This window comes from Cloacibacillus sp., from assembly GCF_020860125.1.
Lineage (GTDB): Bacteria > Synergistota > Synergistia > Synergistales > Synergistaceae > Cloacibacillus.
In genome coordinates this window covers 1-24,349 of the sequence record NZ_JAJBUX010000003.1, presented here as the reverse complement: position 1 = coordinate 24,349, position 24,349 = coordinate 1, and the positions used below count along the sequence as shown (strand labels likewise).

The following is a 24,349-nucleotide window of genomic DNA, read 5'->3' as shown; positions in this document are numbered from 1 at the left end:
CTATCTGAGCCCGCCGACGGTTTCTTCGACGGCTTTCAAAACTTCGCCGCTTGTAATGAAACGATCAGCCTCGTTCATGTCCGGCGAGACAAAGCGGTTCTCGGTCATCATCGCGATCTTTTCGCGCACCTTATCTTTCGCGGCCGCCGTTCCCCTGCCAAAGGAAAACTCAGGGAGCTTCTCTTTGACGATATCCATCCCCTGGCAGGCCATCAGCAGCTCTATCGCCATCACCTTGGCCAAAAGCGGCAGCGCCCGCAGCATCTTGCAGGCCGCGTAATAGGCGGCGCATTCGCCGGGAGCCTTCACGACGGCGCTGGGCAGCACGAGCAGTTTCAGTTCGGCGACCAGAGCCGCCTGGTTCGACTGCACCACGGGAAAGCCGTGGTTAAGCCCCGTAGCGCCGTGAGTGAGGTTCATCGGCAGGCCGTACGAGAGACGGCTGTCGTTGAGCCGGAAGGTGCGGCGTTCGCAGATGTGCGCCAGATCGGCAATAGCCGTCTCCAGACCGTCAATCGCGTATTCGGCGCTGTAGCCGCTGCCGCCGTCCAGTAGCGCCCTCTCCACCACATCTTCGGCAAAGTAGCAAACGTCTCTCGCGCCGCCGTGCATCTGCGGCGTGGCGCGGACGCAGATCGCGTCCTGCACGCGCGGATGGGTATCGTAACCGAAGGCGCAGCGCCCCTCGTCCGTGGCCATCCGGCTGCCCTCGACAAGACGGCGCACATTCGACGCGCAATCTATCTGCCCCGGGAAGGGACGCGCGACCGAAGAGAGACGGTCGTCAAATGCTCCAAGCTCGCCGCGGATCGCCTACAGGTTGAGGGCCACGGTGACGTCCGCGACCTTCATATACTCATGGGCCTTGGATACGGCGTACCACGCGATGCCGTTGGCTACGCAGCGGCTCTTCGCGGCAAACTCCCAATCTTCAGGGAGAGCTCCCGCGGAGGACAGATGTCCAAAAAGCTCCGCCAGCAGCAGCTCCTCGGAATTTGTCTCGTAGTGGAGCGACGGCGCTTCATCCGCGCCCAGCATCTTTTCCAGCGCGGCGGCCAGTCTGTTTTCATTGCATATAAGAGCTTCAAAATAAAGAAGAGATATGACGCGCTTCGCCGCCTCGAGCGGCAGTACGGAGCAGGAGAGATCAAGCATCTTCTTCGCTTCGCTGAAAGAAAATCCCTCAGTCCTGCGGCGCGGAGGCCGTGATTTCGCCGCCGCCTGCTGCACGGACTTTGGCGTAAATCCGGAAGATACGATCGTTTCAAGACAATTTTGCATAGCAGTGTCCCCCTTTTATATATCCCGCCGCCCCGCCGCCTGCTCTGCCGCGGCAGAGCAAAAACGGACGGCGCAGACGGGCCAGACTCTATTTTTTATTAACATTAGGCTGAATTTACACACTTTTCTGTCCGTTTACATTTTACCCTCGCCCCGTCAATCAAACGTCAAAGTTTTACAAAAAAACATGAGGCCGCGTGGCATATGTTTTTACGCCGCACTATTATCCTGATATAATTTAAATAATTGTGGAAACGGAAGAGGGCGAAGGTGTGAAATTAAAGATATCGCTGCTTGGAAACAGTTTGATCGAATATGAGGGGAAAAAGATCACGTTCAAGCTCCATAAGGCGGAGGCGCTGCTGTACTATATCGCGCTGAACAAAGAGGTGACGCGTGACGAACTGAAGGCCGTATTCTGGTACGATAAAAACGAGTCGCAGGCCTCGGCAAACCTCAGGAACGCCCTATATCTGATAAACAACATCATTCCGGAGGCGCTTGACGTAGACAGGCGAACCGTTACGATCCGTCCCTTTGATGACGATATCAGAGGACTCGGCGCCGTCGTTGACCCCAAAATACCGATTCCGTCCGCTGTCTACGCTACTCTGCTCAAAGGATTATCTTCATTGAATTCCCCCGCCTTCAGCGAATGGCTGGAGGCCGCAAGAGACAATATCAGGGAAGGGCTCATCGAGCTGATAAAAAAACGCATTGAAGCGGCCTATGAGGCGCAGAACAACGAGGCGCTCGGCGAATCGCTGGCCGCCCTCCTCAGGCTGGATCCCTTTGACGAGGACTCCGTGCTGGAGCTGATGGAGCTATATTCAAATATGGGCCAGGACAGACGAGCCGCGGAACTCTTCCAGAGCTATTCGTCCCTGCTCAGCTCCAAGCTGGCCATCACCCCCTCGGAGAGGGCAAAGAAATATTACGCGAAGATCGTCGGACGCCGCGGTAAAAAAGAGGGACAGCAAAGATTCTGGTGCCGGGAGCGGGAGCTTGCGCTGCTCTCGGAGAAACTCGCAGACAGCGCCCCCTGCCTGCTTTTCATACACGGCGAGGCCGGTATTGGAAAATCAACTCTCATAAACGAGCTTCTCTCAGCGATGCCGGAGAATGATATCTCCGTGCTCTCCACCAAGGCCACGGCCATCGGCGGTAACTACGCCTATTCCTCATGGAACAACATCCTCCGGGAGCTGCGTCTTCTTCTGGACAGGGAGGGAGCCGCACCCGATAAGAGGACCGCCTCGATGCTGGCGGGGATATCGCCTGGATTCATCAAAGACGAGGGACTCTCCTTCAACGCCAACATTTCCAGCATGACGGAGATAAATCCCGTCGCGCTCGGCGCGATGATCGCCGACCTTATTGCCGTTATTGCGAAAAACAGGCCCGTCGCGATGGTCTTCGAGGACATCCACTGGTTTGATACGCGCTCCATCGAACTCCTCTGCGCCTTTCTCTCCTGCGCGCCGTGGGCGGATATAATCATCTCCGGGCGGCCGGAGTCAGCTCGGATGACGATGGCGATGCTCCGGCAGGCAAAGAGCGGACGCGCGATCACCGAGGTGGAGCTGACGCCCTTCCGCGACGAAGAGATAATATATATAAGCCGCAGCCTGCTTCCCGAAAGTACGATCCGTGAACGCGGCCTCTCGTATTTTGTCCGCGAAAGCGAGGGAGTGCCGCTCATGCTCTTTGAGATACTGCGTACTCTGAGGGAAAATCCCGGCTCCGACTGCACGAAGGGGCTCGGCGGCCTCATGATCGAGCGCATGGGAGAGCTGGACCAGCGCGAGCGCGACGTGCTGAACGCGGTCGCCGTATGCGTCGGCGGAGCCTCGGAGATCATCTCCGAGATAACGCTGATACCGATAGAAGAGACATTGGCCGCCGCGGAGCTGCTCATCTCCAAAGGCCTCATCCGCGAACGCGAGGAGTCCGGCGGCGCCGTCTGGGAATTTACCCATCTCAAACTGCGTGAATGCGTCTACGACTCTATCCCCGCGGCGCGGCGCCGCGAGCTGCACCGCCGCGCCGCCGCCGCGCTCAACAAGAGATATCTGCCCCAGCACTGGGACCCCGCGCTCAGCGCGATGCTGAGCCACCATTACGCGAAGGCTGGAGAGCGGGTGCTGGAGCTGAAACAGTATCTGCGTGAGCTCATCTTCGATATCACGCTCAACCACGATCTCTTTCCCATGCTCTCCGACCGCCTGTTCCTCTCATGCTCCATACCATTCAGCAGCCGCGAAGAGACGGACAGGAAGGTGGAGCATGCCATCTCCATATTGGACGAGCTAAGGGGCTCCGAGGCGCTCACGGAGAGGGAGTACGCGCAGCTGGAGGCCTCATGCTTCGAGCTGGCCGGCGGTTACCGCATCAGCTGGGGAGAGTACACCGGGGCGAAGCTCTATACGGACGAGGCGATACAGATCTCGAAACAGTACGGCTTTACCGAGACTCACATGCACTGCCTCAAACATTACGCCTATATGTACCTCCAAATCGAAGAGGCGGACAAACTGATTAAGGTCTCCCGCGAATTGCTGCGCCTCGCCAAAGAGGCTCCCGCGCCGCACTATTTCGCCACGGCGGTGCGTTTCATCGGCATGGGTTACATGATGAGGGGGAATTACGTGGCGGCGGAAAAGATATTCCTTCACTCCGTCAGGCTCTTTGAGCAGATGCAGCTGACCGGCAGGAGATACACCCTCGGAATGCTCGTCGCCAAGTGCTACCTCGGGGAGATCTACGAGAGGACCGGCGACCTCGAGCGGGCGGCGGCACAGCTCTCCGAATGTACGCGGCAGTGCGAGGCGATGAACCTTTATTGGGGAAGAAGCTACTTTCACACCGCCGCCGCGAACGTCGCGCTTGACGTGGGTAATATGGAAGGGCTCTTCTCCCACATAGACAGGGCGGCGGCTCTCTTTGAAAGCTGCCGCGGCGGCCGCTGCGGATCGATACTGTACAGTACCAAGGCTATCGCCGACGCGGAGCGCGGCGATTTTGAGGGCGCGCGCAAGGTGCTTGAGAACTCGGAGCTGCTTCTGCGCCTGATCGCGAAACGCGATTGGATCGCCGCCCATAACCTGGCTAAGGCCTGGACGGCGCGACTGAGCGGCGGGGATTTTTCCGGCGACGCCCTGGCGGCGGCAAAGCAGTATGAGGAGAACGGTTTCCCGCTGCGCGCCGACTGGATAAGGAAAAAGTTCGGCCTCGGCGGATAAGATAAAAGCAACATTTAAAAATCAGGCCGCCCCTGTACAGGGACGGCCCGATTTCGTTTTCTTTTAAAATTTTTATTCCGCCCAGTAGTTAGGGGCTTCCTTTGTAATGACCACGTCGTGCGGATGGCTCTCCTTCATCGAGGCGGCCGTCACCTGTACAAACTGCGACTCTTCGTGGAGCCGTTCGAGCGTCGGCGCGCCGACGTAGCCCATACCGGCGCGGATACCGCCGACCATCTGGTAAATGACCCCCGAGATGGGCCCCTTGTGGGGAACCATGCCCTCTATGCCTTCGGGGACGAGCTTATCCTCCGTAGTGCCCTCCTGGAAGTAACGGTCTTTGCTGCAGCCGCCCTTCATCGCGCCGAGCGACCCCATGCCGCGGTAGCTCTTGAAGGAGCGTCCCTTGTAGATGACGGCCTCTCCCGGGCTCTCCTCGGTTCCGGCGAAGAGTGAGCCGATCATAACGACGTCGCCGCCCGCCGCGAGCGCTTTGACGATATCACCCGAGTAGCGGATGCCGCCGTCGGCGACCACGGTCTTGCCGCGCCTGTGAGCGGCTTCGGAGACGTTCATCACCGCCGCGACCTGAGGCACGCCGATACCGGCGACGATCCTCGTCGTGCAGATCGAGCCGGGGCCGATACCGACCTTCACGCCGTCGGCGCCCGCGTCTATAAGCGCCTCCGCCGCCGCCGCGGTGGCGATGTTGCCGCCGATGAGCGGCAGGTCGGGGTAGAGGGCGCGGAGGTCTCTGACCATGTCAATGACCATCTTTGAATGGCCGTGCGCCGTATCGACGATGATAACGTCGACGCCGGCCTTCACAAGCGCCGCCGCCCGGTCTTTAGCGTCGCTGCCGACGCCGATAGCCGCGCCGGCGCGCAGGCGTCCGTGAGAATCTTTTGTGGCGTTGGGGAAGGCCTTCGCCTTGAGGATATCCTTTATCGTGATGAGTCCCTTAAGTTTGTTGTCCTTATCTACGATGGGGAGCTTCTCCACCTTCGAGCCCATGAGGATGTTCTTCGCGTCGTCGAGCGTCGTTCCCATCGGCGCCGTTATCAGGTGTTCCTTCGTCATGACGTTGGATATCGGCTGGTCGAGGTTCGTCACGAAACGCAGATCACGGTTGGTGATGATGCCTACTAGGCGGATCTGGTCGTCGACAACCGGCACGCCCGATATATGATAGTGTTCCATAAGGGCGACGGCCTCGCGCACAGAGTCGGAGGGGTGACGGTAAAAGGGGTCGACGATGACGCCCGACTCTGAGCGTTTTACCTTATCAACCTCGATTGCCTGCTTCTCGATCGGGAGGTTACGGTGCATAATGCCGATGCCGCCCTCGCGCGCCAGCGCGATCGCGAGGCGCGCCTCGGTGACGGTGTCCATCGCGGCGCTGCATATCGGGATGTTAAGGTCGATCTGAGGCGTCAGTCTTGTCGAGACGTCGACTTTGGCCGGCACCACTTCGCTGTAGCCCGGAACCAGAAGCACGTCGTCAAATGTAAAGCCCTGATATTCAACAAACTTGTTTTTTCTGTTATCACCCATGTTTTCAAAAGGCCTCCGTTTTTTAATTATTATCTATCTATTTTTACCGCGGCCTCGAAAGGAAGGAGCCGTGAGATGGTCGCCACTCCGTGGCATATCATACACTCACCTCTGCCAGCGCTGCCGCAGTTTTCTGCCGATTTTATCTTCATATTGAAGAGTCGTTTCTCTTCTCCGCCGCCAAGCTCGCCGTTCATCTTCTCGATGAAGCGGGGCACGAGATGTCCCATGCGAGGCCGCTGGGCGTTGAGCGTCACGTCCACCCACTCGACGCGCCAGCCCTTCGACGAGAGCAGCGCGAGTACGCTGTGAAGCAGCGTCACACTGTCCGCGCCGCGCCACCGTTCATCCGAGGCGGGAAAGAGCGTGCCGATGTCCGGCTCGCCCGCCGCGCCCAGCAGCGCGTCCATCACCGTATGCGTCACAAGGTCTGCGTCGGAATGGCCAAGCAGGCCGAATTTTTCTCCCTCAAGACGGATGCCCGCGATTACCAGCGGACGCCCCTCGACGAGTTGGTGGATATCATAACCGTGTCCCGTCCTTTTTTCAATAGCCCTTTCGGTCAAAGCGCAAGCCATCTCCCAATCAAACGGCGTCGTCACCTTAAAATTCTTCTCTTCGCCCATCACATAGGCGAGCCTCTCCCCCGCCGCGAGCCAGGCGGCGGCCTCGTCGGTCCCTTCAAGGCCTCCCTCTTCGATCACTCTGATGAGCCGCGCGCGCTCAAAGGCCTGCGGCGTTTGGGTGCGGAAGTAGAGGCTTCGGTCAGCGCAGGATATCTTTTCATCCTCTATCTTCTTCAGCGAATCGACGGAGGGCAGCAGCGGTATCGCCCCGCATCCCTCCGCGGCGGCCATCAGCCGGCGGCATAGGTCCGGGGTTATAAAAGGGCGGGCCCCATCGTGAACAAGCACGTGTGACCCGCTGCATTTCATGAGCCCTTTGACCACGGATTCGGAGCGCGTCGCCCCTCCGCATGTCACCGTGAGCTCTATATCTTCCGTCTCCCTGCGTATCTCCGCCTCATATTCGCGCGGCACCACAAGGACGATATCCTCTATCTCTCCGCGGCGGCGCAGTCCCTCGGCAGCCGCCCATGACCATCTCCACAGCGGCTTCCCCAACAGTTCGCGAAACTGTTTCGGCTCGCCGCCGAGCCTTTTTCCGGAGCCCCCGGCCGCTATCAGGAATGACCAGCGCGGAGCGTCCATCAGCTAAGGATGGATGCGGCCGAAGACCATCCTGCCAGCCGAGGTCTGAAGCATGGAGGTCACCGTGACCTTCACGCGCTCGCCGACGTGGCGGTAGCCGTCTTCCACGACGAGCATCGTGCCGTCGTCGAGATAACCGATGCCCTGATGATTCTCTTTGCCCAGGCGGATGATGTCTATCTCGACCTTCTCGCCAGGAAGCAGCATCGGTTTCAGGGAATTCGCGAGGTCGTTGACGTTGAGCACGTCGACGCCCTCTATCTGAGCCACCTGGTTAAGGTTGTAGTCCGTAGCGATGACTTTGCCGCTCAGCTGGCGCGCGAGCACGACAAGCGCCTCGTCGACCTTATCGCGTCCGAGATCCCGCAGCGACATCTCCGGTATCTCGATCGTCAGCCCCTTTACCTTTTGAAGCTCGGTGACGACGGAGAGCCCGCGGCGTCCGCGCGTGCGGCGCAGCGAATCGGTGGAATCTGCAACCCCCTGCAGCTCCGCGAGTATAAAGCGCGGCAGCACGATCGTACCCTCCAGGAATCCCGTCTGGGCGACGTCGAGAATACGCCCGTCGATTATCGCGCTGGTGTCGAGCACCTTCGGATAGGAGACAACGGCCTGCGGCCCGACGATATCCTCGATCACCCCGTCGACGCCCTTTTTCTTAGAACGCGTGAGCTTCGACTTGAGGTCAATGTTCGTCAGCATATTCCAGAAATCGTCGCCGCGTTTGGCGAAGAAGCGCAGCCCCCAATAGCCGAGGGCCACGTTGAGAAGCACGGCGATATAGACGCCGACACCTCCGGGGATCTTCGCGAGGGGTATCGCGATCAGGTTTGCCAGAAGCAACCCCAGTATCAGCCCTATCATGCTTACGATCAGATCCGACACACTTACATTCTGTATTTTGGATTCGAAAAACTGTCCGAATTTTATTAATGCCCACCAGAACAAAGGTGCAAGAATAAAGCCGCAAGCTGCTGACAACAGTACGATAAAAACGCTGGTCCCTATCGGGTGGATAAGGGACATCGAGGGCCACCAGTTTTCCTTGAGTATCAGCAGAGAAAACTGATAGCCGGCCGCGCCGCAGATAAAAACCATCACCGCGGTAACCAGTCTTTTCATCACTTTTGAAAGTTCCATGTCATGACGCATTTCTTTTCCTCCTCTCTAAAAATTTCTTCAGTCCGTTATTGTGCGAAACATACTCCACTGTTTTTACGAAATCAGCTCATCTCCTTTCTGGACTCCATCGCCATATGCAGCGTCACACGGTCCGCAAAACCGATGCTGCCCCCCACGGGAAGCCCGTAGGAGAGGCGGGATATCTTCACCGGCAGACCCTCAAGCGCCTCCTGTATCGCGTAGGCCGTGAGGTCTCCCTCTATACGCGGGGCGGTGGCGAGGATTATCTCCTCTATTCCACCCTCTTCGACGCGCCGCCGCATGCGTTCGATGCTCTCCTCCGGTATCTCCTCGTCGTCGAGCGGCGAAAGCCTGCCGCCGAGAACGTGATATATGCCGTTGAATATCCCCGCCTGCTCCATCGCGACGCAGTCTTCTTCGCTTTCCACGATACAAAGCAGCTTCCTGTTCCTCATCGGATCGGTACAGATGGGACAGGGGTCGACATCCGTGATCGCGCCGCAGACGCTGCAGCGGCGGATGTTCTCCGTCAGCGCGATGATCGCGTTTCCAAAATCTTTTATCTGCCCCGGCTCCTGCCTGAGCAGATGAAAGACCATTCGGCGCGCCGTTTTTTCACCGACGCCCGGCAGCTTGCTCCACTGTTTTATCAGTTTCTGGACGGGACCTGGAAGAGACAATTACGGCCCCTACATAAGTCCTGGTAAGCCGCCCATGCCGCCGGTCACAGAGTTCATCTTGTCGTTTGAGAGCTCCTTCGATTTCGAGATCGCCTCTTTGACGGCGCCAAGCACGAGATCCTCAAGCATCTCCACATCGTCTGGATTCACAACCTCTTTATCTATCGTGATGGAGAGGATATCGCCGTGGCCGTTGGCCGTCGCCTTCACGGCGCCGCCGCCCGCCGCGCCCTCAAGGACCGCATTCTGCAGCTCCTCCTGCGCAAGCGCCATCTGCGCCTGCATTCTCTGAGCCTGTTTGATTATCTTATCCATCTTCATTTACGGATCAATCCTTTCAATTTCTACTATAAAATAGCACACTTTATCGCTAAATTCACGGATAAACTACTTATCGACCTTTATATCGTCATTTTTATAGCCGTCGATATGCAGATACGTCAGAACGAGATACCAGACGAAGAGCGGCAGCTTCGTGAGCCTGCGCCAGCGCCACGGCTCCTGTATCACGCGGTAAAGCCACTCCATGCCGACCTTCTGCCATATCTTCGGCGCGCGCGTCAGCCTGCCGGAGATGACGTCCATGCTGCCGCCGATCCCCATGCCGACGACAGCGCCGGTCTTGCCGAGGTATTCCTCAAGCCAGTATTCCTGTTTCGGCACGCCGAGCCCAACAAAAAGGATATCCGTCTCCGCTCCGCGTATCGCGGCGCAGACACCGTCCGTATCCTCAGGTTTGAAGAAGCCGTCGCAGGTACCGGAGACCGTAAGGCCGGGGAATTTCTCAGCGAGTCTCTCCGCCGCCGTTTCTGCTACTCCGGGGGCTCCGCCGAGCATCCAGACGCGCCAGCCCTCGTAGGCGGCGCGGCGGCAAAGATGTTCGGTGAATTCTACACCAGGGATGCGTTCCTGTATAGGGGTCCCGATAAGCTTAAGCGCGCCGATTAGCCCCGCGCCGTCCGGCAGGACAAGCCCCGCGCCGCGCACTATGCGCCGGTAGTTTTCGTCTGTGCGGCTGCGCAGCGCCGCGAGCGCGTCGGGGGTAACGATGATATGCGGCGTACGTTCGGTCTTTATCCAGTGCTGAACCTTAGTAAGAGCGTAGTTGAGCGAGATGTTGTCGACGGTGACTCCCCAGAGTCCCGGCTTCCGGCACTCGCCGTTCATCTTCGCCCGCTTGTATTTGAATGTGTAGACCACCCATATCACCCCGGATATGCCGCCGACGGCGGCCAGAAGATAGAGGAAGTCCGGCATCCCGAGCTGGATCGCGGAGACGAGGCAGCCAAGGACGGCGCAGACCGTGACAACGAGATATATCGCGACCGGGTGCGTATGGCCGCGCGTGATGAGTTTTCGGTAGAGAATGAGGTTTCCTGTAGGGCGCGGGGAGAGGGCGGCGCTGATGACCCCCATGGAAGTCTCGGTTATCGGCAGGGCGAAAAAGCCCAGCGGCAGCAGCGCGAGGGTATAGAAGGTTATCCCCTTGCTGACGCCGAGGATCGAGAGCCCCGCGAAGAGCGTGCCCCAAAGCCCTGTGAGCGGCTCGGTGAGCCGGCGGTAGGCATAGATGTGGCGGCTCCAGAAGACGAGCAGCAGCACGAGCCCGATCATACAGATTTGCGAGGCGTCGTGAAGGCTCTGCGAAGAGGAGAGGATGACGACCGAGATCATCGTCCAGCTCACGGTGAGCAGCAGGCCGCAGAGCCCCGGTATTTCGTCGATCTCCTGGAAGAAGATTGGGAATATCCCCACCCAGAGGGTGCTGATGGCGACCGAGGCGAAGTACGAGAGGTAATAGTATTCTCCGTTGGCGAATTCAATAAAGGCAATGCGCGGCCCGAAGAGAGAAAAGACGAGGCCGACGAGAAAATAAAGGAAACACAGATTTTTGCCCTTCGTCGCCCGCTGACAGAATCCGATGCAAGCCGAGGCGACGCCGGCGGCGACGGTGATACGCAGCGGGCCATCCGGCATCCAGATGCCGCAGAGAGCCCACGCCCCCACCAGCGTTATATCTTTTAGATAGTAGTATTGGTCGCTTTCAAGGTACTTTTTAAAAAACTTCTGTATCGAGATACAGATCAAAGCGACCATCGCGACCATGATCACCGTCGTTCCATACGAGCTGTTAAACATAATAAAACCCTGCTCCCGTCACATAAAAAGATAAAACCGTCATAACCGTAATAAAAAGCCAATAAAAACTATATATAACCCGCCGTACGCCTGCCGCACTGATTATGACTGAGAAATAAATTTTCCTAATTTTCCACACCGCAGACGGCAATTACACCAGGCGTCCCTATAACCGGCGTGCTTCTATATATCGTATCATAAAACAGGGAAGCCGCAAGATAAAATTTCTCTTGCGGCCCCTTTTTATGATAATTTTATTTTCACGCTACCGTGAAACCCTCTCAAGACCTCCGACATAGGGGCGCAGCACCTCCGGTATCGTTATCGAACCGTCGGCGTTCTGATAGTTCTCCATGAGCGCGATCAGCGTGCGGCCGATCGCGAGGCCGGAGCCATTCAGCGTGTGGATGAAGCGCGCCTTGCCGCCGTCGGCCGGTTTGTACTTTATTCCCATACGGCGCGCCTGGAAGTCTTCGCAGTTGCTGCAGGAGCTGATCTCGCGGTAGGTATTCTGCGAGGGCAGCCATACCTCGATGTCATAGGTCTTGGCGGCGCCGAAGCCCATATCGCCGGTGCAGAGGACGATCACGCGATAGGGAATGCCGAGAAGCTGCAGGACCTTTTCCGCGCAGTTCGTCATGTGCTCCAGCTCGTCGTAGCTCTTCTCAGGCGTCGATAGCTTCACCATCTCGACTTTGTCGAACTGGTGCTGACGCAGCATCCCGCGCATATCGCGGCCGTAGCTGCCCGCCTCGCGGCGGAAGCAGGGCGTGAAGGCGCAGAAGTATTTCGGCAGGTCGGACTCCTTGAAGGTCTCTCCCGAGTGCAGGTTCATCAGTGGAACCTCGGCGGTTGGGATAAGCCAAAGGTCGTCGTTGAGACAGCGGTAAAGGTCGTCGGCAAACTTCGGAAGCTGCCCCGTGCCGGTCATCGTCTTTGAGTTGACGAGCGCAGGCGGCGCGACCTCGGTGAAACCGTGCTGCGTCGTGTGCAGGTCGAGCATAAAGTCCATCAGTCCGCGTTCGAGACGCGCTCCTGCGCCCTTGAGCACCGTGAAGCGGCTCTCGGCGATCTTAACGCCGCGGTCGAAGTCCATGATCCCCAGCGCCTCGCCGAGATCCCAGTGCGGCTTCGGCTCGAAGTCGAATTCGCGCGGAGTTCCCCAGCGGCGCATCTCTATATTGTCGTTCTCGTCTTTGCCCTTAGGCACGCTCGCGTGCGGGCGGTTCGGGATACGCAGCGCGAGCTCGTCAAGTTCGCTCTCTATCTCGTTCGCCTTGTCGTCGAACTTCTTTATCTCTTCGCCGAGCTCGCGGATCTCATTCTGCAGAGCCTCGGTATCCTCGCCGGCCTTTTTCTTGACGCCGACCTCTTTGGAGCCGGCGTTGCGGCGCTCCTTGAGCTTCTCTACCTCAAGAAGTACCTTGCGGCGCTCCTCGTCAAGCTCCTTGTAACGGTCGAGCGGAAAGGCGTTATTGCGCGAAGCAAGCATCTCCGCCAGTTCGTCATAGTGTTCGCGGACCCATTTCGTATCAAGCATTAATCCCGCGCCTCCCCCATTCCGCGTATCTCGCTCATCAGCTTCGCCGTCTCAAGGGCGGCCAGCGCCGCCTCGGCTCCCTTGTTGCCCGCCTTGCTGCCGGAGCGCATGAGAGCCTGCTCGAGGTTATCGCAGGTGAGGATGCCGAAGGCCACCGGCACGCGGTGTTCAAGCCCGACATGGGCGAGCCCCTTCGCCGCCTCACCCGCCACATATTCGTGATGGGTGGTGTCGCCGCGGATAACGGCGCCGAGCGTGATAATAGCGTCATATTTGCCGAGAAGCGCGATCTCCTTCGCCACTACCGGCTGCTCCCAGGCGCCTGGGGTCCAATAGAGGTCTATATCCTGATAGCTTACCCCGTGGCGCGTAAGCGCGTCCTTGGCTCCGTCGATCAGCTTCGAGGTGATCAGTTCGTTGAAACGTGAGCCGATTATCGCAAACCGCAGACCGCTGCCAATCATATCTCCCTGAATGATGCGCATTAAAAATTCCTCCCGTAAAAAATATTTTTATTAAAATTTTATTAATTTCCCCGCCAGCCGGTGGGCGGCGGATCACTTGTGCATGGCGCAGTCTTTGCAGCCGTACTCCCGTTCGTTGTTGAGCATGTGCCCCATCTTGCAGATCTTCGTGTTCATATAGCGTTCATTGTAGGGGTTCGGCGCGATCTCTATCGGCACGCGCTCTGTGATCTCAAGGCCGTAGCCCGCGAGTCCCGTTATCTTGACGGGGTTGTTCGTCATCAGACGCAGCTTTTTAAGCCCCAGATCGGCCAGTATCTGCGCCCCGACGCCATAGTCGCGCTGGTCGGGCGCGAAGCCGAGGGCAAGATTCGCCTCGACGGTGTCGAGTCCCTTGTCCTGAAGGTCGTATGCCTTGAGCTTCGCGAGCAGGCCGATGCCGCGTCCCTCCTGGCGCAGATAGAGCAGCACGCCGCGCCCCTCCCTCTCGATCATCGACATCGCGGTATGCAGCTGCGGACCGCAGTCGCAGCGCAGCGAGCCGAGCAGGTCTCCCGTGAAGCACTCCGAATGGACCCGCGTGAGCACCGGCTCGTCGCCGGAGAGGTCCCCCTTCACAAGCGCCAGATGGACTGCTCCGGGGTTATCTCCATAGGGGCTCGTATATACGTGGCAGGTAAAGTCCCCCCACTGCGTTGGCATATGGACGGCGACCTCTTTTTTAACGAATTTCTCGCGGATGACGCGGTAGCGGATGAGCTCCTCCACCGAGACTATCTTCAGCCCCTCTTTTTTCGCGAACTCCACAAGCTGCGGCAGACGCGCCATGCTGCCGTCGTCGTTCATTATCTCGCAGATGACGCCGGCGGGATGAAGCCCCGCGAGACGCGTGAGATCCACCGCCGCCTCCGTGTGCCCGGCGCGCTGCAAAACGCCTCCGGGACGCGCGATAAGCGGGAATATATGCCCAGGGCGGCGGAAATCCCCCGCCAGCGACTCCGGCTGCGCAAGCGAGCGAGCCGTGAAGGCGCGCTCCTCCGCCGAGATGCCGGTCGTCGTGCCCCTCAGGTGGTCTACGGAGACGGTGAAGGCCGTACCGTGCGCGTCCGTGTTGTGTTCGACCATAGGCATGAGTTCGAGCCACTGTGCCTGCTGACAAGACAGCGGCACGCAGACAAGCCCGCGCGCCTTGTTTATCATGTAATTTATATCTTCCGTTCGACAGTGGTCCGCCGCCATCACGAGGTCTCCCTCGTTCTCGCGGTTTTCGTCGTCGACGACGACCACCATCCTGCCCGCCTGAATGTCGGCGATCGCTTCTTCTATCGTATTGAACATCTTTTCCCCTCCAATGTCGGAGACAACTCCGTCAGTTCCAGCCATACTCAGTAAGTTTATCCCAAGTCAGCGAATTTTTCATCTTTTCGCCGCCGTTTTTTTCACGGAATGCCGCCTCCAGGTATTTTTTTATATACTTGCCGATCATATCGGTCTCAATGTTAACGACGTCGCCCGCCTTCAGATCTTTGAGCGTCGTCTCCGCGAGAGTCGTCGGGATCACGCCGACGGAGAAGAAATCCCTCTCGGCGTCGATCACGGTGAGGCTCACGCCGTCTATCGTGACGGAGCCCTTCTCCACGATCCCCGCGAGTATCTCCTCCGGCGCGGAGAAGTATATCTTTTTTGTCTTATCCAGCGACTCTATTTTGGAGACGTTCGCCATACCGTCCACATGGCCCGCGACGAGATGCCCGTCCAGCCGCGAGTCCAGCCGCATCGCGCGCTCAAGGTTGACGGGAGAGCCAGTCTTCAGGCGCCCCAGCTTGGTGCGGGCCTGCGTCTCCGGCATCATCTGCACCTTAAACGAATTGGCGTCGAAGAAGGTCACGGTGTTGCAGGCGCCCGAGAGCGATACAGAATCGCCGAGCCTCAGCTCGGAGGCGATCGCTGGAGCCTGGACCGTCAGCTCCACCACCTCGCCCGACGGCATGACCGAAACAACCGTGCCGATCGTCTCTATAAGTCCGGTGAACATTCAAAAACACCCCTTATCAGCAGATCTTCTCCGCAATTTGTATATTTTATCTCCCTCAGCCGCGGAACCTCCGCCATTGAGGAAAACTCCAGCCCGTCCGTATATGAGAGGCCGCGCCCCATGAGCTTTGGCGCGAGGAACAACGTCAGTTCGTCGCAGAGCCCCTCTTTTATGAAGGCGGAGGTAACGCCCGATCCCGCCTCGACCATCAGATAGTTCACATTCATCGCGCAGAGCCTTTTCAGCGCTTCGCCGAGGAAGGGCACGCCATTCGATATGCTCACCACGACGGCTCCCGCCGCGGTGAGAGCGTGAATCCTCTCCTCCGGCGCGGCCTCCGTCGTGAAGATCACCACGCTGCCTGCCAGTATCTTTGACTCCGGCGGCGTGCGCAGCTCACGGTCAAGGATCACGCGCAGCGGCGTCTCTCCCGGCGCGTCGCGCACCGTAAGCAGCGGGTCGTCGGCGATGACCGTGCCCACGCCCGTAAGCACGGCGTCATTCTCCGCCCGCATCCGGTGTACGCAGACGCGGGCCTCCGTCCCCGTTACCCACCGGCTCTCTCCGTTTGCCAGCGCCACCCTGCCGTCAAGCGAGGCGGCGCACTTCACCGTCACCCACGGACGGCCCTGCGACATACGTCTGATAAAGCCTCTGTTCATCCATTTGCACTCGTTCTCAAGTACGCCGCTCTTCACCTCGATACCGGCGGCCCTGAGCTTCTCCAGCCCACGGCCAGCGACCCGCGGATTCGGGTCGGTCATCCCCGCAACGACGTGCTTTGGCCTGTGCTCCACGAGCATATCGGCACAGGGCGGCGTTTTGCCGTAATGCGAGCAGGGTTCGAGCGTCACATAGACCTCCGCCTCCGCGATGTCTCCGCCCGCGTCGCGGACCGCCTCCACCTCTGCGTGCGGGCCGCCGCATATATCGTGCCAGCCGCGCCCGATTATCTCGCCGCCGCGCACGACGACGCAGCCGACGCGCGGGTTGGGGCTGCACCGGCGTCCGTTGCGCGCCAGCTCCAGCGCACAGTTCATATAATATTCGTCAATTTTGCTCTTTGGCAGCGGCATCCGCAGTTTCCTCCCCCTGCATGTTATTTATATTATCATCGCCGTCTTCGTTCAGCTTTGCCAGTATCCTCTTAGCCAGCGCCGGTCCGATTCCCGGCGCGGCGGCCAGCTCCTCGGCGGGGAGATCCCGTATCGCCCTCACGCTGCCAAACTTCGTGATGAGCATCGCGGCTTTCGCCTTGCCGATGCCGGAGACCTCTTCTATTTTGCTCCGTTTGAAGCTCTGGGCGCGCCGCGTCCGGTGCGAGGTTATCGCGAAACGGTGCGACTCGTCGCGCACATGCTGGAGCAGACGCAGCACCGGGTCGGTGTGGTCCAGACGTATCGGCTCCTTGCGGTTTGGAAGATAGACCTCCTCGAACTCTTTCGCAAGCGAAATTATCGGGATGTTGTGGATGCCGAGGCCGTCCAGGGCCTGCATCGCAAAGTCAAGCTGCACGGGTCCGCCGTCGATCAGAATCAGCTGCGGCAGCGGCTCCTGCCCTTCGAGGCAGCGGCTGTAGCGGCGCGTCAGCGTCTCCCGCATCGAACGGAAGTCGTCGATCCCCTCCACCGTTTTGATATTAAACTTTCTGTACAGCGAGGGGTTCGGATATCCCTGCTCAAAGACCACGGCGACGCCGACGGTGTACTCCCCCGCGCTGTGCGAAATATCAAAGCCGTCAATACGCCAGGGGAGGATCGGCAGCTCAAAGGCCTTTTGCATCGCGTTCAGCACCTCGAAGAAATTATCCTGCCCCGAGGGGATATCCGGCATCGTATGCTGCTGACGGCTGACGCGCCATATCGCGCGGATCGTATCGCGCAGGTGCGCCGCCTCCTCAAAGCGCATCTCGCGCGCCGCCCTGTCCATGCGGCGGCGCAGCCTTTCGATAAGCTCCGCCCCCTGCCCCTGCAAAAGCAGCACAACGTCGGCGACGCGGTCGCGGTACTCGTGCTCCGAACAGAGGCCGCAGCAGGGCGCGAGACAGCGGCCCAGAGAGTACTTCATACAGGGCCTGCCGTTCACCGGACGCGCTAATTCGCTCTTGCACGAGCGCAGAGGCAGATAGCGCTCCACGAGCCGCAGCAGGGCGCGCACCTCCTGCACGCGGACATAGGGGCCGATATAGACCGCCCCGTCGTCGAGCTTGATGCGCGTGACCACGATACGCGGGTACTTCTCCACGGTTATCTTTATGTAGGCGTAACGCTCATTCATCTTGAGGTCCACGTTAAAAAAGGGCTGATAGAGCTTTATAAGCCTGTTTTCCAGTATCAGCGCCTCTATCTCGCTCTCGGTGCGCATCGTCGAGATATCGCGTATCGTCGCGACGAGCTTGCGCAGCCGCGGCGAGGCGAAGTTGCTGTGGCGAAAGTAGGATGAGACCCTCTTCTTAAGGGATTTTGCCTTGCCGATATATATGATCTCCCCATGGCCGTCGCGCATGAGGTAGACGCCGGGCTTGTCGGGAAAACCCTTTACAAATTTTATCAATTCATCTTTATTCAAAAATTTAATCCTTTCTGTGATTGCAGTACGCCACCACATGGTATAGGATATCACAATAATGTGTAAGAAGTAACGCGGAGGTGCTTAAAGGTGGCATTGGCAGTATATAACGATTTAACCAGAACAAAGGAAAAATTTGTCCCGCTCGAAGAGGGCAGGGTCCGTTTCTACGTCTGCGGACCGACGGTCTATAATTTTTTCCATATAGGGAACGCGAGACCCTTCGTGATGTTCGACGTCTTCAGGCGTTATCTCGAAAGTCTCGGCTACGAGGTAAAGTATGTACAGAACTTCACCGACATCGACGATAAGATGATAAAGCGCGCCAACGAGGACGGCATCACGGTCGCCGAACTCGCCGAACGCTTCATCGCCGAATACTACAAGGACGCCGACGCCCTCGGCATCCGCCGCGCGACGGTCAACCCGCGCGCCACGCACGAGATCGCGGCGATCATAGAGATCATCGAGACGCTCATCGAAAAGGGGCATGCTTATGAGGTCGATGGCGACGTCTACTTCAACGTTGCGAGCTTCAATGAGTACGGCAAACTCTCCAAGCAGAGCATCGACGAGCTGCTCTCCGGGGCGCGCATCGACGTCGACGAACGCAAACAGCAGCCGCTCGACTTCGCGCTCTGGAAGGCTGCGAAGCCAGGAGAACCGGCATGGGAGAGTCCCTGGGGCCCAGGCCGCCCCGGCTGGCATATCGAATGCAGCGCGATGTCGACTAAGTATCTCGGCAAGACGATAGACATCCACGGCGGCGGCAGCGACCTCATCTTCCCCCACCATGAAAACGAGATTGCGCAGTCCGAGTGCGCCAACGAGGCCCAGTTTGTCAGGTATTGGCTCCACAACGCCTATCTGCTCATCGACAAGGAGAAGATGTCAAAGTCGCTTGGCAACTTCCTCACCGTTCGCGACGTGCGCCAGAAGGTCAACCCGTTGGTGCTGCGTTTCTTCCTTATGAGCGTCCATTACCGTTCGCCGCTCAACTTCTCACAGGAGGGGCTCGAACAGGCAAAGGCGGCGCTCGAGAGGCTCCATAACTGCTACGCGGACATGCTCTTCGCGCTCGACAACAGGGCTGCCGGCGAGGCCGACGAGACTCTGCGCGCGGCGGTAAAGGCCGCGGAAGAGGGTTTCACCGCCGCGATGGACGACGATTTCAACACCGCGGGGGCCGTCGGCTGTATCTTTGAGATGGTGCGCGCGATCAACGTCCACCTGACCGAACATCAGGAGATAGACAAAGAGGCGCTGACCGAGGCGAAGGCCTTCTTCGAGAGAACCGATGAAATACTTGGCTACCTTTCTGAAGAAAAGCTGGAGGAGGACGGCGACGCCGAGATCGACGCGCTCTTGGCGGAGCGCACCGAGGCGCGCAAAGCGAAAAACTTCAAACGCTCCGACGAGATCCGCGATCTGCTCGCGGCCAAAGGGATCGTGATCGAGGACACCCCGCAGGGGCCGCGCTGGAAAAAGACTCTCTAGGCTGGGACGGAAACGCCAACGGCAGGGAGACATCAGTAATAGATAAAAGAGGAGAGGGACGCGGTGAAACAGCGACCCTCTCCTCTTTATCTCAATATTACGATTACCCTATTTCTCCGATACGCCGATCCCCGCGACGAGACCGTGCTCCTTCATCGCCGGATTTCCAGTAAGGAAGAGGGCTTTGCCGTCCACGGGAGAGGCCACGGTCTCCAGGTAATTACCGAAATAATCCTCAAGTACGCCGATGGTATCTCCATTTTTAACATAATCGCCGACCTTGACGTTCATGTAGAAAATACCCTTCTACCCGGTGTATACCCACGCCATGTTCTCAAATATCTCAGGCGGCGTGACCGGGGAAACTTCGCCCTTCAGCGTTCCGAACTTCCGCAGGACGTTCTTCAAGCCGAAAAGGTGCTTCTCCACCGAAGGTTCGTCAAGCACCCCCATCGCCCCCACCTCAACGATCGCCGAGGGTATGTGCAGCCGCTCCGAGACGTTAGCGTATGTGGTGCCGTCGTCGGGCCACAGTCCGCCCTTCTCGGTGACGACCACATTGGGCAGGCCATAGTAATGGGTGATCTCATACAAAAGATCGTTAAGCTCCTTGGAATCGCCCCTGTGGTATATCGAGAACGGGTCGAGATCCTCCACCATATCACCGCCGTGGAGATCCATATGATAATCGGCGCCGGCGATCAGCTCCATCGCCCTGTAGGTCAGCACCTCGCTGTAGCTGCCGTCGGCCCTGCCCGGAAAAACCCGGTTGGGGTTCACCCTGTCATAAGGAGTGACGAACATGCTCCTCTCCTCAAAGGCCGCGGTACTCGTTATGGTCACAATCTTAACGCTGCCGTTGACATCTTCCGGCGTCAGCTCCTTGAAAAGTCTTATCGCGGAGACTATCCCCGGGTATTCGCAGCCGTGCACGCCGGCCGTGATGACCGCCGACGGGCCGGGATTGCTGCCGGTCACGGTGGCTACAGGGAAAAAGAGCTCTTTCCCGCACGGCGTATCAAAACGTATGATCTCAGTCTTTTTTTCTCCCATTTTGGGTCCCCTCTTTCGACAAATGATCTCTATTTAAAGCTGCTCAGCTGCTGATCTGTCGGAGCCGGCGTCACATAGCTGACGACGATAAGCAGCGCCGTGGAAACCAGGATCGTCATAAACAAGGTGTCGATGCCGAAGGGCATGCCCATGGCCTCCCAAGCGACGGTCGTCACGCCCGCGGAGAGTACGCAGACCAGTCCGGCAATCGGCGTGGCCCGTTTCCAATAGAAGGCCGCGATAAGGGCCGGAGCCAGTCCGCCCTCCATCGTATAGGCGTAGATGACCATCGCCAGTATCGACGGGAAGTACTGTATCTGTATCAGCGCGAGGATGCCCAGGCAGAGCACGACGAGGCGCGTATATAAAAGGATGCGTTTCTCTTCCGCCTTTGGATTGATATAGCGCAGATAGATGTCGTTGATGATGTTCGAGGAGGCGGATAGCAGCATCGAGTCTCCCGTGGAGACGATCACCGCCACGGCGGCGCAGAGCATGATCACGCCGATCGCCGGGGGCAGCGTGTGGGCCGCCAGCGCGATGATCACCGTGCCGCCGTCCTCCAGGTTGGGCAGGACCACGGCGCCGATCGTCGCTGTAAAGGCCAGTATCGCCACGAGGAATATCAGCGCGGGAACGCTGGCCGAAACGGCGATACGGCATGTCTTCTCATCCCTGCAGGAGAAGATGCGCTGCCATATCGGCTGCATGACGAAGACGAGACAGAAGGTCGGGAAGAGCACCTTCATTGCGTCGCGGAACGAACTGCCAAGAAGGCTGAGCCTCTCGGGAGGCAGCGTGGCGGCCACCGTTGACATTCCGCCGGCGGCCTCGATCACGTAGGGCGCGCCGATGAGAAGCGCCAGGATGATCGTCACACCCTGAATAAGGTCAGTATAGGCCACGGAGAGCATCCCCGCAAACATGGTATAACCGATGATAAAGGCCGCCGTGATGATCATCCCCGTGCCGCTCTCGACGCCGGCGACGAGTTTGAGAACATAGGCGCCCGCGCGTATCTGATAACCGACGATCGCCGTCTCCGCCGCGATAATGATCAGCGTGGCCACGAGGCGGGTCGGTTCGTTGAAGCGGACGCCGAGTATCTCGGGAGTGGTCAGCCCCTCAAAACGGCGGATACGTCCGGCGATAAAGGCCAGCGCCACAATTGCCAGAATGCCGCCGATGTCCATCCACATCGCGGAGAGGCCGACTTTGTAGGCCAGCCCCGCCGCGCCGATGAGCGAACCGGCGCCCATAAAGGTGGCGACGATCGTACCGGTGCTGACATACCACGGGAGCGCCCTGTCGGCGACCAGAAAGCTCTTCGAGTCCTTGACTCTTCTGGCGAGCCAGGCCCCGACGGCGAGAAGCGCAAAAAGATATATAAGAATAGCTGCCAAATACATAGCAAAAAAACCTCCAAAGGGTAATTGTTATTCAGCGGTCTTGGTACACATTACACAGACATCGTCCGCGGCAAGGTTTTTGGGGAATTCAAGGCGGACCTTTTCGTAGGGGGCCAGAAGCGCGAAGTCAAGGGGCATAAGCAGCTTGGTGCAGAGCTTTATCCGCTCCTCCCTGGAGCATCCCAGCTCTTCAAAGGCTTCAATATGGGGGCAGCGGCGTATGACCTTTATCGACTCCTCCGGCGTAAGCTTGGTTATCTCCTGATCAAAGGCAAGCATTCCCGCTTTGGAGGTCTGATTCAGCACCGCCTCTTCCGCGTCTTCTACCTTCCCGAGATTCGGCGCCTTATACTCGCCAAGCCTGCGCGAGGCCTCCGCCATCACGGCGTCAGCGTCTATCTCGGGGTGCATATCCTGCAGCGTCTTCCAGGTGAAATAAAAAAGCAAAGCCCTGTCTTTTATCGCTCCGGCGACCGCGCTCGCCAGATATTCCGGCAACACGGGGGCGTCCAGCGCGATTTTTTCCATATATTCGTTGATCCTATCGGTACACATAAGACAAATCGCGTCCTCTCATATTTTCTGCTACATTACTGGCGGGTCGTTACAGGTCATGATACGTGCCTCAGTATCGGACAGATTCTGCCAATGGTGCTGAAAAAGACCGTTATAATATATAAAATCGCCCCTTTTCACATCAAAGGCCTCATCTCCGTAAAAGAAACGCACCCTGCCATCCAGCACGTAAAAAAACTCGTCGCCGGGATGGGATTTTGAGGCACCGGTATCCATACCGGCCGGGATCGTAACGATCATCGGCTGCATCCTGGCCTCCCTGTTGAGCGTCAAATACCTTACAGTGACATTATCATCCCCCCTTCTGCACCACCTGACGATAAACCCTTCGCCGTCCAGCACCGGACTCAGCTTTTGCTCCGACTCCGTTAGAGTGATAGACGAAAGAGGTATCCGAAAGACGTTAGCCAGTTTTCGCAGGCTTTCGATACTCGCGCTGGATTTTTCATTCTCCAGCTTTGAAAGCTGCGCCACCGACAACCCACATCTCTCAGAAAGCTCTTTGAGGGTCCAGCCGTTCTCTTTTCTGTGGCATTTTATCGTCTCTCCAAAGTGCATAAGACCGCTCCTTTTATTTTCCCAACATGAAAATTTTCATATTAGGAAATAAAAACAATATAGCATTATTTTTTCTTGTGTCAAGTCAAAAAGATTCAACGTACCGCGAAGATATTGCTCCTAATTTTATTAGATTGCCGCACACCGACAGGCACATATAAGAGGGCCATATGGCCGTCATATTTTCTTAAATAATATAAAATCGGAAATAAAGCGCGTATTACTAAAAGGCATTACCAACTGCCATTTTAACCAAGAAACAGGAAAATCACCCTTTTAAAAACCACCGGTCATTGGTAGAAGCATGCCCCAGAAAGACAAACACAAAGTAATGCTGACATGATAGTGTGTGAAAGACTTTCTCCCTTGTAAAGTCAAAAAATAACGCAGAACTATTTATTTATCGGAGGAGTGGCGGATGGGAAATCAATACGCATACATACGGGTCTCATCAAAGGAGCAAAACGAGGAGAGACAGCGGACGGCGATGCTGGAATACGGAGTGCCCGCAGAAAACATCATCTTGGACAAGCAGTCGGGCAAGGATTTTGAGCGGCAGGGCTACAAGAAGCTGATGAAAAAACTGAAACGGGGAGACATTCTGATAATCAAAAGCATCGACCGGCTGGGACGCAATTATCATGAAATATTGGAACAGTGGCGAATACTGACGAAAGAAAAAGAGGCCGCGATCGTCGTTCTGGACATGCCGCTCCTGGATACGCGGCAGAACCGCGACCTCACCGGCGTCCTGATCGCCGACATCGTACTGCAGCTGCTCAGCTACGTGGCGGAGACAGAGCGTAAATTTATCCGGCAGCGGCAGGCCGAAGGAATCGCAGCGGCGAGAGCGCGGGGCGCCAACCTCGGACGCCGCCCAAAGGACCATCCGCCGGAGTTCGCGGCGGTCAAGGCCGCCTGGGAAAACGGAGAAATCTCCGCCAGATCAGCCGCGCGGCGCCTAAAAATCAACCATATGACATTCAAACGCTGGGCTTCCAACTGCTAAAAAATAGAAACGTGGCGAAAAAGGCGTACCTTTTTCGCCACACTCAAATATTCAATATTATCTCCCTAAAAAAGCCAAATTCCCTCATCCTGCGTCTCAATATTAATACAACGAATCCATATAAAAGTCAATAACTATCCGGATAAAAAGGTACACTTTTTTAGCCGCAACTAAATAGTTTCAAATAATTCAATTTTTATCTCTCTGCAATATCTAAATAAGACAAAGTCTGTGATATGCCAATTTTAATAAAGGCAGCAGCCGCATCCGTACAGGAACCTAAAAGGGAAGTTTTGCAGTGTTGGGAGAGGAAACGACGTCATGATCGACCTGTTTGAGCATAACCGGACAGCCTATGAAAACGCCGTCTCCGTGTTAAAGGAGAACGGC

22 protein-coding genes are annotated in these 24,349 nt (G+C 57.6%); 3 read left to right on the top strand and 19 right to left on the bottom strand.

The window, feature by feature from the left end:
- Complete coding sequence (locus LIO98_RS00505; RefSeq protein ID WP_291952363.1) at window positions 1–810, bottom strand: aromatic amino acid lyase; 810 nt, start codon at window positions 808–810, stop codon at window positions 1–3.
- Between the two features lie 3 nt (window positions 811–813).
- Window positions 814–1,281 carry a hypothetical protein gene (locus tag LIO98_RS00500; RefSeq protein ID WP_291952351.1) on the bottom strand — a complete coding sequence of 156 codons (468 nt, stop codon included), beginning with the start codon at window positions 1,279–1,281 and terminating at the stop codon, window positions 814–816.
- A gap of 272 nt (window positions 1,282–1,553) precedes the next feature.
- Between LIO98_RS00500 and LIO98_RS00495 the strand changes: the two genes are divergently transcribed.
- Window positions 1,554–4,523 carry an AAA family ATPase gene (locus LIO98_RS00495; RefSeq protein ID WP_291952350.1) on the top strand — a complete coding sequence of 990 codons (2,970 nt, stop codon included), beginning with the start codon at window positions 1,554–1,556 and terminating at the stop codon, window positions 4,521–4,523.
- Window positions 4,524–4,595: 72 nt separating this feature from the next.
- Here LIO98_RS00495 and guaB read toward each other — a convergent pair whose 3' ends face one another.
- From guaB to LIO98_RS00435, 12 genes are all read right to left on the bottom strand, one after another.
- Window positions 4,596–6,077, bottom strand: a complete 1,482-nt coding sequence (gene guaB, locus LIO98_RS00490; protein ID WP_291952349.1) for an IMP dehydrogenase — start codon at window positions 6,075–6,077, stop codon at window positions 4,596–4,598.
- Window positions 6,078–6,106: 29 nt separating this feature from the next.
- Window positions 6,107–7,288, bottom strand: a complete 1,182-nt coding sequence (gene ispF, locus LIO98_RS00485) for a 2-C-methyl-D-erythritol 2,4-cyclodiphosphate synthase (protein ID WP_291952348.1) — start codon at window positions 7,286–7,288, stop codon at window positions 6,107–6,109.
- Window positions 7,289–7,291: 3 nt separating this feature from the next.
- Window positions 7,292–8,440: a TRAM domain-containing protein gene (locus LIO98_RS00480; RefSeq protein ID WP_291952347.1), complete on the bottom strand. Its 1,149-nt coding sequence runs from the start codon at window positions 8,438–8,440 to the stop codon at window positions 7,292–7,294.
- 71 nt (window positions 8,441–8,511) lie between these two features.
- Window positions 8,512–9,111: a recombination mediator RecR gene (recR, locus tag LIO98_RS00475; protein ID WP_291952346.1), complete on the bottom strand. Its 600-nt coding sequence runs from the start codon at window positions 9,109–9,111 to the stop codon at window positions 8,512–8,514.
- Between the two features lie 9 nt (window positions 9,112–9,120).
- Window positions 9,121–9,432, bottom strand: coding sequence for a YbaB/EbfC family nucleoid-associated protein (locus LIO98_RS00470; protein WP_066745176.1), 312 nt, complete (start codon window positions 9,430–9,432; stop codon window positions 9,121–9,123).
- Window positions 9,433–9,498: 66 nt separating this feature from the next.
- Entirely contained in the window at window positions 9,499–11,250 is a 1,752-nt protein-coding gene (locus LIO98_RS00465) for a WecB/TagA/CpsF family glycosyltransferase (RefSeq protein ID WP_291952345.1), read from the bottom strand.
- Window positions 11,251–11,515: 265 nt separating this feature from the next.
- Window positions 11,516–12,790, bottom strand: coding sequence for a serine--tRNA ligase (gene serS / locus LIO98_RS00460; RefSeq protein ID WP_291952344.1), 1,275 nt, complete (start codon window positions 12,788–12,790; stop codon window positions 11,516–11,518).
- The gene (gene ribE / locus LIO98_RS00455) at window positions 12,790–13,275 is read right to left on the bottom strand and encodes a 6,7-dimethyl-8-ribityllumazine synthase (RefSeq protein WP_291952343.1); all 486 of its coding nucleotides are present in this window, start codon (window positions 13,273–13,275) and stop codon (window positions 12,790–12,792) included. The genes serS and ribE overlap by 1 nt, the downstream gene beginning before the upstream one ends.
- Window positions 13,276–13,347: 72 nt before the next feature.
- Window positions 13,348–14,637, bottom strand: coding sequence for a bifunctional 3,4-dihydroxy-2-butanone-4-phosphate synthase/GTP cyclohydrolase II (locus LIO98_RS00450; protein ID WP_291952342.1), 1,290 nt, complete (start codon window positions 14,635–14,637; stop codon window positions 13,348–13,350).
- Window positions 14,624–15,289 carry a riboflavin synthase gene (locus tag LIO98_RS00445; protein ID WP_291952341.1) on the bottom strand — a complete coding sequence of 222 codons (666 nt, stop codon included), beginning with the start codon at window positions 15,287–15,289 and terminating at the stop codon, window positions 14,624–14,626. Before LIO98_RS00445 ends, LIO98_RS00450 begins: the two co-directional genes overlap by 14 nt.
- Window positions 15,271–16,365 carry a bifunctional diaminohydroxyphosphoribosylaminopyrimidine deaminase/5-amino-6-(5-phosphoribosylamino)uracil reductase RibD gene (ribD, locus tag LIO98_RS00440; protein ID WP_291952340.1) on the bottom strand — a complete coding sequence of 365 codons (1,095 nt, stop codon included), beginning with the start codon at window positions 16,363–16,365 and terminating at the stop codon, window positions 15,271–15,273. Before ribD ends, LIO98_RS00445 begins: the two co-directional genes overlap by 19 nt.
- Entirely contained in the window at window positions 16,340–17,842 is a 1,503-nt protein-coding gene (locus LIO98_RS00435; RefSeq protein WP_363303756.1) for an excinuclease ABC subunit UvrC, read from the bottom strand. Before LIO98_RS00435 ends, ribD begins: the two co-directional genes overlap by 26 nt.
- Window positions 17,843–17,947: 105 nt before the next feature.
- Between LIO98_RS00435 and cysS the strand changes: the two genes are divergently transcribed.
- The gene (cysS, locus tag LIO98_RS00430; RefSeq protein WP_291952338.1) at window positions 17,948–19,354 is read left to right on the top strand and encodes a cysteine--tRNA ligase; all 1,407 of its coding nucleotides are present in this window, start codon (window positions 17,948–17,950) and stop codon (window positions 19,352–19,354) included.
- Window positions 19,355–19,462: 108 nt separating this feature from the next.
- On the opposite strand, the gene LIO98_RS00425 is transcribed toward cysS, so the two are convergent.
- The 5 genes from LIO98_RS00425 to LIO98_RS00405 are packed head-to-tail and all read right to left on the bottom strand — an operon-like array spanning window position 19,463 to window position 22,950.
- Window positions 19,463–19,645 carry a hypothetical protein gene (locus LIO98_RS00425; protein ID WP_291952337.1) on the bottom strand — a complete coding sequence of 61 codons (183 nt, stop codon included), beginning with the start codon at window positions 19,643–19,645 and terminating at the stop codon, window positions 19,463–19,465.
- A 15-nt stretch (window positions 19,646–19,660) separates the two neighbouring features.
- A complete protein-coding gene (locus tag LIO98_RS00420; RefSeq protein WP_291952336.1) occupies window positions 19,661–20,407 on the bottom strand; it encodes a M14 family metallopeptidase in 747 nt (248 codons plus the stop codon).
- Between the two features lie 29 nt (window positions 20,408–20,436).
- Window positions 20,437–21,816, bottom strand: coding sequence for a sodium:solute symporter family protein (locus LIO98_RS00415; protein ID WP_291952335.1), 1,380 nt, complete (start codon window positions 21,814–21,816; stop codon window positions 20,437–20,439).
- 27 nt (window positions 21,817–21,843) lie between these two features.
- Window positions 21,844–22,371 (bottom strand): hypothetical protein, encoded by a 528-nt coding sequence (locus LIO98_RS00410; protein WP_291952334.1) that lies wholly within the window; start codon window positions 22,369–22,371, stop codon window positions 21,844–21,846.
- Window positions 22,372–22,401: 30 nt separating this feature from the next.
- Window positions 22,402–22,950 (bottom strand): XRE family transcriptional regulator, encoded by a 549-nt coding sequence (locus tag LIO98_RS00405; RefSeq protein ID WP_291952333.1) that lies wholly within the window; start codon window positions 22,948–22,950, stop codon window positions 22,402–22,404.
- 418 nt (window positions 22,951–23,368) lie between these two features.
- Between LIO98_RS00405 and LIO98_RS00400 the strand changes: the two genes are divergently transcribed.
- Window positions 23,369–23,959 (top strand): recombinase family protein, encoded by a 591-nt coding sequence (locus LIO98_RS00400; protein WP_291952332.1) that lies wholly within the window; start codon window positions 23,369–23,371, stop codon window positions 23,957–23,959.
- Window positions 23,960–24,349: the final 390 nt, after the last annotated feature.

Bases quoted from the DNA above. Each gene is read 5' to 3' on its own strand.
- ribD (WP_291952340.1), bottom strand. From the start codon at position 16,365: ATGCCGCTGCCAAAGAGCAAAATTGACGAATATTATATGAACTGTGCG.
- LIO98_RS00415 (WP_291952335.1), bottom strand. From the start codon at position 21,816: ATGTATTTGGCAGCTATTCTTATATATCTTTTTGCGCTTCTCGCCGTC.
- LIO98_RS00500 (WP_291952351.1), bottom strand. From the start codon at position 1,281: ATGCAAAATTGTCTTGAAACGATCGTATCTTCCGGATTTACGCCAAAG.
- LIO98_RS00465 (WP_291952345.1), bottom strand. From the start codon at position 11,250: ATGTTTAACAGCTCGTATGGAACGACGGTGATCATGGTCGCGATGGTC.
- guaB (WP_291952349.1), bottom strand. From the start codon at position 6,077: ATGGGTGATAACAGAAAAAACAAGTTTGTTGAATATCAGGGCTTTACA.
- LIO98_RS00445 (WP_291952341.1), bottom strand. From the start codon at position 15,289: ATGTTCACCGGACTTATAGAGACGATCGGCACGGTTGTTTCGGTCATG.
- LIO98_RS00400 (WP_291952332.1), top strand. From the start codon at position 23,369: ATGGGAAATCAATACGCATACATACGGGTCTCATCAAAGGAGCAAAAC.
- serS (WP_291952344.1), bottom strand. From the start codon at position 12,790: ATGCTTGATACGAAATGGGTCCGCGAACACTATGACGAACTGGCGGAG.
- LIO98_RS00480 (WP_291952347.1), bottom strand. From the start codon at position 8,440: ATGCGTCATGACATGGAACTTTCAAAAGTGATGAAAAGACTGGTTACC.
- LIO98_RS00405 (WP_291952333.1), bottom strand. From the start codon at position 22,950: ATGCACTTTGGAGAGACGATAAAATGCCACAGAAAAGAGAACGGCTGG.
- LIO98_RS00450 (WP_291952342.1), bottom strand. From the start codon at position 14,637: ATGGCTGGAACTGACGGAGTTGTCTCCGACATTGGAGGGGAAAAGATG.
- LIO98_RS00425 (WP_291952337.1), bottom strand. From the start codon at position 19,645: ATGAACGTCAAGGTCGGCGATTATGTTAAAAATGGAGATACCATCGGC.
- LIO98_RS00420 (WP_291952336.1), bottom strand. From the start codon at position 20,407: ATGGGAGAAAAAAAGACTGAGATCATACGTTTTGATACGCCGTGCGGG.
- LIO98_RS00410 (WP_291952334.1), bottom strand. From the start codon at position 22,371: ATGTGTACCGATAGGATCAACGAATATATGGAAAAAATCGCGCTGGAC.
- LIO98_RS00470 (WP_066745176.1), bottom strand. From the start codon at position 9,432: ATGAAGATGGATAAGATAATCAAACAGGCTCAGAGAATGCAGGCGCAG.
- ribE (WP_291952343.1), bottom strand. From the start codon at position 13,275: ATGCGCATCATTCAGGGAGATATGATTGGCAGCGGTCTGCGGTTTGCG.
- ispF (WP_291952348.1), bottom strand. From the start codon at position 7,288: ATGGACGCTCCGCGCTGGTCATTCCTGATAGCGGCCGGGGGCTCCGGA.